The sequence below is a fragment of the Paenibacillus amylolyticus genome (assembly GCF_003719335.1).
Taxonomy (GTDB): domain Bacteria; phylum Bacillota; class Bacilli; order Paenibacillales; family Paenibacillaceae; genus Paenibacillus; species Paenibacillus amylolyticus_D.
Genome location: NZ_RIAS01000001.1, coordinates 410,965 through 424,510, shown reverse-complemented (window position 1 = coordinate 424,510; position 13,546 = coordinate 410,965). Strand labels below are relative to the sequence as shown.

Below are 13,546 nucleotides of genomic sequence, written 5' to 3'. Positions count from 1 at the left end.
CATGCCGATTAACAAAGATCTCAAGAAAATCCTGGTGATTGGTTCCGGTCCAATCGTCATCGGTCAAGCAGCCGAGTTCGACTATGCCGGTACGCAAGCTTGTCAGGCACTGAAAGAAGAAGGCGTGGAAGTTGTACTCATTAACAGCAACCCTGCGACAATCATGACGGACACCAATATGGCTGATAAAGTCTACATTGAGCCAATTACGCTTGATTTTGTAACACAAATCATTCGTCAGGAACGTCCAGACGGTTTGTTGCCAACACTGGGCGGCCAAACAGGTCTGAACATGGCTGTAGAACTCGCACGTGCGGGAGTGCTTGAGCGCGAAAATGTGAAATTGCTCGGAACACAACTGACTTCCATCGAAAAAGCGGAAGACCGCGATCTGTTCCGTGATCTGATGCGTGAGTTGGAACAGCCTGTACCGGAAAGTGTCATCGTTACAACACTGGAAGAATCCCTGCAATTCGCGGGCGAGATTGGTTATCCAATTATCGTGCGTCCTGCCTACACACTCGGCGGAACAGGCGGCGGAATCTGTGCAAACGAAGAAGAGTTGCGCGAAACCGTAGCTGCTGGAATTCGTTACAGCCCGATTGGTCAATGTCTGGTAGAGAAAAGCATCGCCGGCATGAAAGAAGTCGAGTACGAGGTTATGCGTGACAAAAACGATAACTGTATCGTGGTCTGCAACATGGAAAACTTTGACCCGGTGGGCGTTCATACAGGTGACAGTATCGTTGTGGCACCAAGCCAAACGCTCTCTGACCGGGAGTACCAAATGTTGCGTTCCGCTTCCCTGAAAATCATTCGTGCCCTGAACATCGAGGGAGGTTGTAACGTACAGTTCGCACTTGATCCACACAGCTTCCAATACTATGTTATCGAGGTTAACCCTCGTGTGAGCCGTTCATCGGCGCTGGCTTCCAAAGCAACAGGTTATCCAATTGCGAAAATGGCTGCCAAAATCGCGATGGGTTATACGCTGGATGAGATCGTTAACCCGGTCACAGGCCAAACCTATGCTTGTTTTGAGCCGACACTTGACTATATCGTAAGCAAAATTCCACGCTGGCCGTTCGACAAGTTTACATCTGCAAACCGCAAACTGGGTACACAGATGAAAGCAACAGGCGAAGTGATGGCGATTGGACGTACGTTTGAAGAGTCCATTCACAAAGCGGTTCGTTCTTTGGAGATCGGGGTACACCGCCTTTATCTGAAAGGCGCAGAAACACTGGATCAAGCGACCTTGGACGAACGTCTGATGAAAGCAGACGATGAGCGCATGTTCCTGATCGCGGAAGCATTCCGCAGAGGGTATACGCTGCAGCAACTGCAGGATTTGACCAAGATCGACTGGTGGTTCCTGGATAAAATCGAAGGGCTTATTAAGTTCGAAGACCGCGTTCGCGCAGAATCCGAATTGACTTCCGAGACGCTCTATCAAGCGAAACGCCTTGGCTTTACGGACCGGGCTATCGCTGAACTGCGTGCTGAAGGTCAACCTGGAGGTACATTGACGACCGAAGCAGAAGTCAGAGCACGTCGTGAAGAGGAGAACCTTCGTCCAGTTTACAAGATGGTAGATACCTGTGCGGCCGAGTTCGAAGCGACAACACCTTATTACTACTCGACGTATGAGACAGAAAATGAAGTACTGCCTTCGGACAAGAAAAAAGTGGTTGTACTTGGTTCGGGCCCAATTCGGATCGGTCAAGGCATTGAGTTCGACTACTCCACAGTACATGCGGTATGGGCGTTGCAGAAAGCCGGATATGAAGCGGTTATTATTAATAACAATCCCGAGACGGTTTCCACAGACTTCAACACATCTGACCGCTTGTATTTCGAGCCGCTGTTCTTCGAGGATGTCATGAACGTTATTGAACAAGAACAACCCGTAGGTGTTATCGTGCAGTTCGGTGGTCAAACGGCAATCAACTTGGCAGCACCGCTACGCAATGCAGGAGTAACGATCCTCGGAACGGATCTGGAAAGTATTGATGAAGCAGAGGATCGCAAGAAGTTCGAGCAGCTGCTCTCCCGTCTGGAGATTGCACAGCCAAAAGGTAAAACGGTCACTTCCGTAGATGATGCTGTGGAAACAGCTCAATCCCTGGGATATCCTGTACTCGTTCGTCCTTCGTATGTCCTGGGCGGTCGAGCGATGGAGATTGTATACTCCGATGCAGAACTCTTGACTTACATGGAGCAAGCGGTAAAAATCAATCCGGAGCATCCGGTTCTGATCGACCGTTATATGCTGGGTAAAGAGGTTGAAGTGGATGCCATCTGTGACGGTGAAACCGTACTGGTTCCAGGCATCATGGAGCATATCGAACGCGCAGGGGTACACTCCGGTGACTCGATCGCGGTATATCCACCACAGCACCTGTCGGCAGATCTGAAAGAAAAAATTGTCGAGATTACGATCAAAATCGCCAAGGAACTGAAAACGATCGGACTGGTGAACATCCAGTTTGTTATCCACGACGGTCAGGTATACGTTATTGAGGTCAACCCGCGTTCATCCCGTACCGTACCTTTCCTGAGCAAAGTAACCAACATTCCAATGGCGAACCTGGCAACACAAGCGATCTTGGGTGTGAAACTGAAAGACCTGGGTTATGTGGATGGTCTGTGGCCTGAAACGGATCACGTATCGGTAAAAGTACCGGTGTTCTCATTTGCGAAGCTACGCCGTGTTGAACCAACACTCGGACCTGAGATGAAATCAACAGGCGAGGTTATGGGACGTGACCCGAACTATGCGAAAGCCTTGTTCAAAGGTCTGATCGGTGCGGGAATGAAAATTCCAGCTACTGGGGCCATTGTGGTTACTGTCTCAGACAAAGACAAGGACGAAGCAGTACCTTTGCTCGAAGGTTTCTACAGACTGGGCTACAAAATCATGGCAACTGGCGGAACGGCAGCTGCGCTTCAAGCGGCTAACATTCCGGTAACCGTTGTGAACAAATTGAGCGAAGGCTCACCTAACATTCTTGATATGATCCGCAGCGGTGAAGCGAACTTTGTGTTCAATACCCTGACTAAGGGTAAGACGCCACAACGTGACGGATTCCGTATCCGCCGTGAAGCGGTTGAGAATGGTGTGGTATGTATGACTTCCCTGGATACCATTCGTGCGCTGCTGATCATGCTGCAAACGATCAACTTCTCCTCGGAGGCTATGCCAGCCTTTGTATAATGAATAGTCACTTGATGAAGGACATCAGTCAGCCCGCGGGCTGGCGGGATGTCCTTTATATCGGGCAAAAACGGAAAAAATGAGCACGCGGAAGGGGCGCTGGGATATGAATCACCCGAATTTCAATGAAATGGCTGGACGTCTGATGGTTGCACTCGATTATCCGGGGGCAGATGAGGCACAGAAACTGGTACAGGCACTTGAGGGCATTCCTTGTTATCTCAAGGTCGGCATGCAGCTTTTCTATGCAGCGGGTCCGGACTTCATTCGGGAGTTAAAAGCGAGAGGGTACTCCGTGTTTCTTGACGTGAAAATGCATGATATTCCGAACACCGTGCGTGGTGGGGCTGAGAGCATCACACGTCTTGGGGTGGATATGTTTAATGTACATGCGGCGGGCGGCACCAGCATGATGCGTGCAGCACGTGAAGGCGCGGAAGCAGCGCTTGCTGCTGATCCTTCCCTGACAAGACCTGAGATTATCGCCGTGACACAATTGACCAGCACAAGTCTAGAGACGATGAATAACGAGATCGGCATCCCTGGGAGTGTAGAGCAAGCGGTAGTTCGTTATGCCGGATTGGCGCAGGAGGCCGGACTGGATGGTGTGGTGGCTTCTCCGCTTGAAGTGCCAGCGATCCGGGCAGCATGCGGCAGTGATTTTCGTACGGTAACCCCCGGCATTCGTCCAGCAGGCAGTGGCCTCGGTGACCAGACACGTGTCCTGACACCAGGTGAGGCCATTAGCAGAGGCAGTCATTACATCGTTGTGGGTAGACCCATTACCGGTGCACCAAACCCGCGTGAAGCGGCAGAGACCATTTTGAAGGAGATGTTGAACGTATGATCGAACTTAGCCAAATTCCAAACCATATTGCTTCCCAGTTGCTAAAAATCAAAGCGGTGGCACTGCGTCCACAGCAGCCATTCACATGGACATCCGGCATCAAATCACCAATCTATTGTGATAATCGGCTGACGATGTCTTATCCTGAGATCCGCAACGATATTGCCGAAGCATTTGCCGCGATCATTCGTGACCAGTATCCAGATGCTGAAGTGATTGCAGGTACAGCAACCGCGGGTATTCCACACGCCGCATGGGTAGCTCAGAAGCTGAATCTGCCTATGGCCTATATTCGAGATAAAGCGAAAGGCCACGGCAAGGAAAATCTGATTGAAGGTTTAATCAGCGAAGGACAAAAAGTAGTTGTGATTGAGGATTTGATTTCAACCGGAGGAAGTTCGATTAAAGCGGCAGAAGCTGTACGTGCGGCAGGGGCGACACCACTCGCAGTTCTTGCCATTTTCAGCTATCAGCTGGATAAAGGTGTGAAAGCGTTCGAGGAAGCCGGCATACCGCTGCAAACGCTGTCCAATTATACAGCGCTGATGGATGTTGCGTTGGCTCAAGGAACCATTCAAGAGAGTGATTTTGCACTGCTTCAATCGTGGCGTGAAGATCCTTCTTCATTTGGTAAATAATATCATTCCATCAACAATAGACTGTTGCTCAGCAAACGGTATCAAAATTGTAATGATTCCCGTAATGACGGCAAAACAATCGAATAATCAAGAGGCATCCCGTAACTCGGGGTGCTTTTTTGTTATGTTCATCAAAATATTAACTTTTTCACACTGACGTTGTAAAAAGCTTGTAACTTTTAGTAGAGAGCAGTCGTTTATAATTCAGTGTAGCATGGAACAGATTTCTAGATTTAGGGCGCATGAAGGAAATGCGCGGCATAACAAGAGAGGATGAGCGTGATTGCTGGCATGAAAAAGTTATTTTCAAAGAAAAGAACTGCCAAGAGCCAATCGAGTGAAGAACGCGAACAGGAACAACCTGTGCTGGAGAAAAGGGCTGCATCGGAAGAATCTTCGTACATAACGGAGCCCGAGTCTCTAAGCACGGAAGCGCTCACGTCAGATGAGATTTCTGCTATGGAGGAGTCTGCAACGGCTATAGCCATAGAGGAGACACCGCAGAAGACCAAAGCGAGGCCGAGAAAGGAACTGTTGCCTCCGTATGATGGACCCGTGTTGGAGGTACGCAACGTTCATCGCAGCTTTCAGACAGGCAGTCGTATCATTCATGTGCTCAAAGGCATTGATATGGAAGTAAATCCGCAACAGCTTGTTATGCTGAAAGGACGGTCTGGCTCAGGTAAGACAACATTGCTGAACATGCTTGGCGGACTTGACCAGCCTTCGAGTGGAGAGATTCTATTCTCCGGACAACCTCTTCAGGATTGGGGAGATCAACGGCGAACCGCTTTGCGGCGCAGAGAGATTGGATTTATTTTTCAAGCGTATGCACTTATGCCTTTATTATCTGCTTGGGAAAATGTAGAGCTTTCGCTCCGGATGGCGGATGTGCCGCGGTCCGAATGGAAGGACAGAGTAGGTCACTGTCTGGACTTGGTTGGACTGAGCAAACGCGTGAAGCACCGGCCTTTTGAGATGTCCGGGGGGGAGCAGCAGCGGGTGGCCATCGCTAAAGCGATTGCACACAGGCCTCGGTTGCTGCTTGCGGATGAACCAACGGCGGAGCTGGATTCCAAAATGGGCGCACAGGTTATGGCTGTGTTCCGCAATATCATTGAAGTAGAACAAGTAACGATATGTATGACTACACACGATCCTACAATTTTGGAGGTTGCGGACCATGTTTATGAAATGGCGGACGGCAGATTTCTCACGTAAAGGTGCCGTTCCGAAGAGGGGGAAACGTACAGCGCTTATTGTACTTGGTGCAATACTCGCTGCAACGATGTCAGGCTGTTCATTGCTGCCATCTGAATCGGAGGAAGAGGTGCTTCCACCAATAACACCGCCAACGATCTCCAAAAAACCGGAATATGAAGTTCGTACGGAGACGCTGGAGAAAAAGGTGAGCGGCAGTGGCAAGTTGATGAGTCAGCGTGAAGAAAAAGTATATTTTACGCTGGATGGTATGCACATTCAGGAATTGAATGTAAAAACCGGAGATAAAGTGAAGAAAGGACAGGTTCTCGCTGTCCTCGACGTAACAAGTGTGGAGAAGGAGATTCGCGGCAAGCGGCTTCAGATTCGCAAATCGGAAGTACAGATGAAGGAAACGCTGCGCAAGAAGGATGAGATGGACCCGGTGGAGTTTGAAGAAGCGACTATTGCTTTTGAAGAACTTCGTCAGGAGCTTGCTGATCTGGAAGAAAAGCTGGGACAATCCACGTTGACAGCTCCATTTGGCGGCACCATTATTGCGGTTCAAGTGGAAAAGGGCGCAGCGGTGAAAGCGTATGATCCGATTGCGACTATTGCGGATACATCCAACCTGGTTGTGGCGGCCACATTTGCCAAGGAGGATCTGGAGAAATTCACGTCTGGCATGAAGGCTGAGGTTGACATCAACGGTGCTGGCAAAGTAGCCGGTAAGATCAAAGCAATGCCTACGGCTAATGCTTCAAGTAACAATAGTGGCAATGGATCAGGTCAGGGTGAAGGCGGTTCACCTCCGGCGAAGGAAACGCTGGATCAATATGTCCTTGTTACCTTGGCGAAAATGCCAAAAAACGTAGAACGCGGTACACCTTTAACGGTTTCAATCGTAACTCAGCGCACCGAGAACGCAATTGTCATTCCTGTATCTGCTCTGCGCTCCATCGGTTCCAGAACCTATGTACAGGTGATCGAGAATGATGGAAGCAAGCGTGAAGTGGATGTTGAGGTTGGACAGCAGACATCAACTGATGTCGAGATTCTGAAAGGTCTGACGGTTGGTCAGAAAGTTGTGGGACGCTAATGGGGCTGCCATTGCTTCGGCTGCTGTTCCGCAAAATGTGGAACACACGCTGGATGACCTTCAGCACACTAATCGGTTTGATTGTGGCGGTAGCGTTCACCGTCAGTATTCCAATGTATGCCGATGGTGCGTTGAAACGGGTTGTAGCGCAGACGCTGCAGGATAACAGTGAAGGTTTACCAGCAGGATCGCTGTTGATGAGTTATCAGGCACCCGGTGGTGCAAAGACCGATACCAGAGGACTGGATGAGGTGGATCGCTACATTCGTGAGGACGTTCCTCGCGACATTGGATTTCCATTTCATACGTATGTGAATTCGAGATCCATTCGCAGTACAGAAGTCAATCCTGAAGATCCGACCAAAGTGGATGCAAGCCGCGTGCGGAGTATGACACTGGGTACGATGAGTGGGCTGGATGATCAGGTGAATTACTCGGCGGGTGTCAAACCCGGCAATCAGGTCAAAGACGACATTATCGAAGCTGTGATGCTGGAAGAAGGCATGTACCGGAATGATTTGCATGTGGGTGATATTTTGGAATACCCGATTTACAGTGGTCTGAATATCACGTTGCGTGTAAAAATTACAGGTTCCTTCAAGGCCGACAATCCGAACAGTCCGTATTGGGTTCAAGGCTTTGACGGTATGATGAATGGACTTTATGTGAATGAATCGGTTTTTAACGACGTATTACTCAAAGAAAAGGGTATTCCACTACAGAATTCACGCTGGTACTATGCATTCGATCTGAAAGAGGTCCAAACCAGCCAGTTATCTGGCCTCAGCTCTGTGTTGGAACGGCTGGATATTGATCTCTATCAGCGGCTGAAAGATACCAAGGTTGATATTACCTTCGGTGATCTGCTCAAGCAATTCCGTAGCCAGAGTTTGCAACTGCAGACGATGTTGTTTACGCTCGCTGCGCCAATGATTGCGATGGTCTTTTATTTTATCGCGATGAATGCCAGACAATCCCTGCAAAAGCAGGAAAGCGACATTGCTGTGCTTCGCAGCCGTGGAGCCTCGGCTCGTCAGATCTTTTCGCTCTATCTTCTTGAAGGTATTTTCTTGGGCGCGATTGCACTTGTTGTTGGACCGTTTTTGGGATGGTTCATGGCGAAGAGTATCGGCTCGGCAAGTGGATTCTTATCCTTTGTAGATCGAAAATCCATTCCGATTGGAGTCTCCAAAGAAGCGATTCTGCTTGGCATGGCAGCGGTACTTGTTGCCATTATTGCATCTTTGATTCCAGCAATTACGTATGCACGGGCAACGATTGTATCGGCCAAAAGGCGTCAGGCACGTACCGATCGTGCCCCGCTGTGGCAACGCTGGTTCCTTGATGTGGGACTGCTCGGTCTAGCGGGATACGGATACTATCTGTTTTATGAACGTCAGATGCTGACGTTCCAGACGGGGATGACGACGGATCAGTTACAGGTGCAACCGTTTCTGTTTTTTGTGCCTGCACTGGCGATCTTTGCGCTAGGACTGTTTTTCCTGCGTTTGTTCCCATGGATTTTGAAACTGATACAGTTGATCGGACGCAAGCTGCTGCCAGTCCCGCTGTATCTGACGTTGACACAGTTATCCCGTTCGTCTTCATCCTATTATCCGCTTATGATTCTATTGGTGCTGACGCTCGGCCTTGGCGTATATAACTCGGCTGCAGCGCGAACCATTGATTTGAATTCAACCGAACGCACGTTATACCGTTATGGCTCAGATGTTATTATGCAAACGGTATGGGAAGGAACCCCCGAGGTGAAGCCAGGAGGTTCTGGACAGGGCGGCGGATCAGGCGGCGGTCAGCAAGGTGGAGGCGGCGGTGCCGGTGGTGGCGCTGGTGGAGGAAATGGCGGAGGCGGAGCTCCTGGCGGAGGAGGTGGCGGCGGGTCATCGCAGCCAACCAAAATCATATACTCCGAGCCACCATTTGAAGTGTTCCGCCAATTAAGCGGTGTGGAGCATGCAGCACGGGTACTGCAAACGAAGGGCAACATTATTGTCTCGGGTAAATCCGGGGGACAAGGGATGCTTGTGGGCATTGACAATGTGGACTTTGCCAAGGTGGCCTGGTTCCGTAACGATTTATTCCCAGCACATCCATACAAATATCTTGATTTGCTTGGCAAATATGAAGGGGCTGTGCTGATTTCTTCGAAATTTGCTGACAAGTTCAAGCTCAAAACGGGAGACATGGTCTCCATGGGGATACAGGGTCAAGCGATAGAATTTGTTGTTTTTGGCATTATTCCATACTGGCCTTCACAATACCCGGATCAGATGCCATTCTTCGTGGCCAATCTGGATTATATCTACGATCAGGTCCCACTAATCCCCTATGAGGTATGGTTAAAAATGAAACCGGATGCCAAGGTGGCTCCATTAATGGAGAAACTTGCGGCAGAAGGCATCGAGCTATCCTCTGTCCGTGATGTGCGAACCGAACTGGTCACTCAGGGAAAACATCCATCCAGAGGCGGGGTATTCGGCATTCTGAGTTTGGGATTCCTTGTATCGGTGATCATCTCGTTAATCGGTTACGTGCTGTACTGGTTCTTTAACCTTTCGGGACGTGTAGTACAGTTTGGTGTCCTGCGGGCTATGGGCCTATCCAGAGCACAGCTTAGCGGTATGTTATTGCTGGAGCAGGTATTTACGGCGGGGCTTTCGATCCTGCTGGGGATTAGTATTGGTCAGGTTTCAAGCAGGCTCTTCCTGCCGTTCTTGCAAACAACGGATAATGTGTCTGCGCAGGTTCCACCATTCCGCATCGTCTTTGAACAGCAGGATATGCTGCAACTGTACGGCGTAACCGTAGTGATGCTGATTATCGGAGCATCGATGTTACTCTGGCAGATTCGCAGGCTGAGAGTACACCAGGCGGTCAAAATGGGAGAGGAGAGGTAAACGTGATCCAATGCGAAGGACTTGTCAAAATTTTTAAATCCAGCGATGTGGAAGTCGTTGCCCTTCAAGGTCTCAATCTGACCGTCAATCAAGGCGAAATGATGGCGATCATCGGCAACAGTGGTAGTGGTAAATCAACATTGCTTAACATCCTTGGCGGTCTGGATCGCCCTACCGCTGGCACGGCGGTGGTTGGGGATTGGGACCTGCTTAAAATGACGGATGCTCAACTAGTGGAATACAAACGTCACACCGTCGGATTCATCTGGCAAAATAACGGTCGCAATTTGCTGCCTTATCTCACCGCGCTGGAAAATGTGGAAACACCGATGATTCTGGGTGGCAAACGTGATCGTAAATACGCCATGCAGCTACTCGAATGGGTCGGTCTGAAGGATCGGATGCATAACAAACTGCATCAGTTGTCAGGCGGGGAGCAGCAGCGTGTAGCGATTGCGATCTCCTTGTCCAATCGGCCGAAGATTTTGCTGGCAGATGAGCCTACAGGTTCCGTCGATTCCGAGACGTGTGATACGATCATGAACATTTTTCGCAAAATGAATAAGGAACTGGGTGTCACCATTGTCATTGTTACCCATGACTTGACGCTTGCTGGTAAAGTTGATCGGATCGTTGCGATTCGAGATGGTCTGACGAGCACTGAATTTGTGAAACGCAATCCAAATCTGGATGATGATCAGGGGCTGTCTGAAGCTGGTGCTCCCGACGTTCATGAAGCTTTTGTCATTATTGATCGTGCAGGGCGGCTTCAGGTACCGAAAGAGTATCTGGAAGCCTTATCCATTGATAGTCGCGCTACATTGGAATTCGACGGTGAACGTATTGTCATTACACCGCCAAGATAATTTAAGAGGGGGAAATGGGAGATGAAAAACAGGTTGTGGGGAAAACGTGTGCTGGCCATTGTGGCAACAGCGACACTGGCATTGCCACTTATCGCAGGATGTACAGCAAGTGAGAATACGGATAATGAACAGCGCGTGCTGCGCGTAGCGACACTCTGGGGAGGACAGGATGACAGCTACTTCCGTCAGCAATTTACGGATGCTTTTGAGCTTACACACAAAAATGTCACGGTCGAAATCGTGCCTGCGGTTGATCAGGGCAGCATGTATGGCTTTGGAAATTCGGAACAACCAAACGAAATGCCAGATACTATGGAGAGCTTGAAGAAAATTATGACTGGAGATAATCCGGTGGATGTCGTTGTAGCGGATACGACTACGATTAAGTCGCTAATCCAGGAGAACATGGTTAAGCAGCTTGATCCGTTAATGCAGGAAGACAAATTTGACACCAGCGATATCGTTCCTAGTGTACTTGAGGGAATTAAAGATCTGGGTGATCAGAACATTTACGCACTGACACCAACATTCTCTTCTTCTGCTTTGTTCTATAACAAAGGGATGTTTGAAAAAGCGGGTGTTGAACCGCCAACGGACAACATGACGTGGGACGATATCTTTAATCTGGCGACTCGCCTTACTAAAGGTGAAGGTAAAGACCATGTCTTCGGGATGGCGTTCACTACCTATAGCGGAGGCTCTCCGTATTACTCGATGCAGCAGTACTATAATTCGCTGCAGTTGAAAGTTTTTGACGATAAAGCAGAGAAAATGACCGTAGATTCTCCGCAATGGGAGAAAGTGTGGAGTACTGTTAGCAAGCTGGCGATTGACAAAGTCATCCCGAAAGGTGACGAACCACAGAATCAGCAAACAGAAGGACGTTACGATCCTGTTCAGGGTGATTTGTTCCTTAGCGGCAAAACAGCAATGGCGATCGGGGATTACAATTACATCAACCAATTAATTGATGCGAATAAAAATGCAGATAAAATGAAAGATTTTACAAAAATAGATTGGGACGTAGTAACCCCTCCCGTTCATCCAGAGGCTCCTGAGATCGGGGGGAACATCTATCTGAGCAGCTTGATGGCGATCAACAGCTCCGCTCAGAACCCGGATGATGCCTGGGAGCTGATCAAGTATATGAATAGCGAGGATTGGGCGAAGATCAAGGCACGCAGCAGCTATGAATTGGTATCCCGGAAAAGCTTTATTAAACCAAAAGACGGTCTTGATTACAATATCCAGGCTTTCTATACGTTGAAGCCGGTACCGCCAACCAATACGAATCTTGATAAACTGTATCAGAAGATGCCTGGATTGTGGCAGGTAAGCGACAAAGGTATGGAATATTTTAATCAAGTGTTAGAAAATAAAAAGACTCCGAAAGAAGCACTGGGTGAATGGGCAGCCAAAGGGAACGAGATGCTTGCGAAGTTGAAAAAAGACCCTAAAGCAACGTTCCAATAAGTTATGCTTTTCACGGTATCAAACATTTCGGCAGATCAGTTAGTCAGTTAACACCAGTAACATCCAATTAATCATGATCTTTACGATGAATATGGCCGCTGGAGATTTTATGATCTCTGGCGGCTATTTTTGCGAATTTGGGGTATTCTACAATTAACAGCAGTATATGACCCCTTTGGAAAGGAAGAACAGGATGAAATGGGTATATTTCAGCAAGCTGTATACAACGAAATTTCAAGCAGGCTGCCTGGCAAAAAGACTGGAGCAGGATGGCTGGATTTACGGACACAATGAGCCTGAAGAGGTTGAAGTATATCGTTCACGTAAAGGGCGGTATGGTGTACGATTTATTCCCTGAGATTACCCCTTGACTTGTAGTGGAGTAATAGTGTATATTAATTAAGTCGCTGTTTATTAATTTTAACGACGCGGGGTGGAGCAGCCCGGTAGCTCGTCGGGCTCATAACCCGAAGGCCGCAGGTTCAAATCCTGCCCCCGCAATATAGCTTTACTCGATGGTTTACAGCGACCATCTGCACTGTTATATATTATTTTGTCTAGGGCCCTTAGCTCAGTTGGTTAGAGCGGTCGGCTCATAACCGATTGGTCACAGGTTCGAGTCCTGTAGGGCCCATACTTCAAAACCCTTGCAAATGCAAGGGTTTTTTTCTGTTTTCATATGGAGATTCATAGTTTATAGCGGAACTTGGTATTGTATGGTTAGATGGACGGAGTCCACTAGTAGCAATTATCTTTCTAGTCATAGAACTTTTTTTTGCCAAGGGTGTGTATGTCCATGCCACATAACGATTCTCACATATACTATCGTATTCCCACACCTAGGAGGTAGATTTCATGAGTCAATTTATTGATGCAAGAACGTCGCAGAATGCAAGTTTGGCGAACTCTATTGCGATACCAATCCTTGTAATTAACACGCCACAACTATTTGGTCAAATTGGTCTTGTTGCAGAAAATATTGGTGCTAACCCGCGTGTCCAGATGAAAGGAACCGTTACGGTACAACTTCCTCTTGCGCTTGTAGGGGTTACAATTACTATTGTCAGAGGCACGCTTTCAACAGACCCCGTTATATACTCTGCGACTTCGACATTTAGCTTGAGTGTGCTTGCACCGCAGGTGATCACCTTCTCTGCGGATGATTTTAACCCGCCAATCACCCCACAATTAACGTACACAGCATTTATTAGTTCTAACTTGCTTGGTACTATTCGTGTAGGCCCTGAGAATTTTGACGGTGCTCTGTACTCTGACTAATAGTTTGCTGGAT

10 protein-coding genes and 2 tRNA genes are annotated in these 13,546 nt (G+C 48.5%); all 12 read left to right on the top strand.

From position 1 onward, the window contains the following. Position 1 precedes the first annotated feature (1 nt). The 12 genes from carB to EC604_RS01885 all read left to right on the top strand — a co-directional run bounded on the left by carB (position 2) and on the right by EC604_RS01885 (position 13,533). Positions 2-3,217, top strand: coding sequence for a carbamoyl-phosphate synthase large subunit (carB, locus tag EC604_RS01935; protein WP_123062504.1), 3,216 nt, complete (start codon positions 2-4; stop codon positions 3,215-3,217). Between the two features lie 106 nt (positions 3,218-3,323). After that, positions 3,324-4,064: an orotidine-5'-phosphate decarboxylase gene (gene pyrF / locus EC604_RS01930; protein ID WP_123062503.1), complete on the top strand. Its 741-nt coding sequence runs from the start codon at positions 3,324-3,326 to the stop codon at positions 4,062-4,064. After that, on the top strand, positions 4,061-4,702 hold the full coding sequence (gene pyrE / locus EC604_RS01925; protein ID WP_123062502.1) for an orotate phosphoribosyltransferase: 642 nt from the start codon (positions 4,061-4,063) through the stop codon (positions 4,700-4,702). The genes pyrF and pyrE overlap by 4 nt, the downstream gene beginning before the upstream one ends. A gap of 273 nt (positions 4,703-4,975) precedes the next feature. Continuing rightward, positions 4,976-5,923, top strand: a complete 948-nt coding sequence (locus EC604_RS01920) for an ABC transporter ATP-binding protein (protein WP_240036610.1) — start codon at positions 4,976-4,978, stop codon at positions 5,921-5,923. Further along, complete coding sequence (locus EC604_RS01915) at positions 5,886-7,001, top strand: efflux RND transporter periplasmic adaptor subunit (protein ID WP_123062501.1); 1,116 nt, start codon at positions 5,886-5,888, stop codon at positions 6,999-7,001. Before EC604_RS01920 ends, EC604_RS01915 begins: the two co-directional genes overlap by 38 nt. Beyond that, positions 7,001-9,916: an ABC transporter permease gene (locus EC604_RS01910; protein ID WP_123062500.1), complete on the top strand. Its 2,916-nt coding sequence runs from the start codon at positions 7,001-7,003 to the stop codon at positions 9,914-9,916. The genes EC604_RS01915 and EC604_RS01910 overlap by 1 nt, the downstream gene beginning before the upstream one ends. Positions 9,917-9,918: 2 nt before the next feature. After that, positions 9,919-10,782: an ABC transporter ATP-binding protein gene (locus EC604_RS01905; RefSeq protein WP_090923725.1), complete on the top strand. Its 864-nt coding sequence runs from the start codon at positions 9,919-9,921 to the stop codon at positions 10,780-10,782. A gap of 21 nt (positions 10,783-10,803) precedes the next feature. Continuing rightward, positions 10,804-12,255: an ABC transporter substrate-binding protein gene (locus EC604_RS01900; RefSeq protein ID WP_123062499.1), complete on the top strand. Its 1,452-nt coding sequence runs from the start codon at positions 10,804-10,806 to the stop codon at positions 12,253-12,255. Between the two features lie 193 nt (positions 12,256-12,448). After that, the gene (locus EC604_RS30095; RefSeq protein ID WP_186331731.1) at positions 12,449-12,613 is read left to right on the top strand and encodes a hypothetical protein; all 165 of its coding nucleotides are present in this window, start codon (positions 12,449-12,451) and stop codon (positions 12,611-12,613) included. Positions 12,614-12,682: 69 nt separating this feature from the next. Beyond that, positions 12,683-12,756: transfer RNA gene (locus EC604_RS01895), tRNA-Met, on the top strand. Between the two features lie 59 nt (positions 12,757-12,815). Continuing rightward, positions 12,816-12,889 (top strand) — tRNA-Ile (locus EC604_RS01890). Positions 12,890-13,110: 221 nt separating this feature from the next. Beyond that, complete coding sequence (locus EC604_RS01885) at positions 13,111-13,533, top strand: hypothetical protein (RefSeq protein ID WP_123062498.1); 423 nt, start codon at positions 13,111-13,113, stop codon at positions 13,531-13,533. The last annotated feature ends 13 nt before the right edge of the window (positions 13,534-13,546 follow it).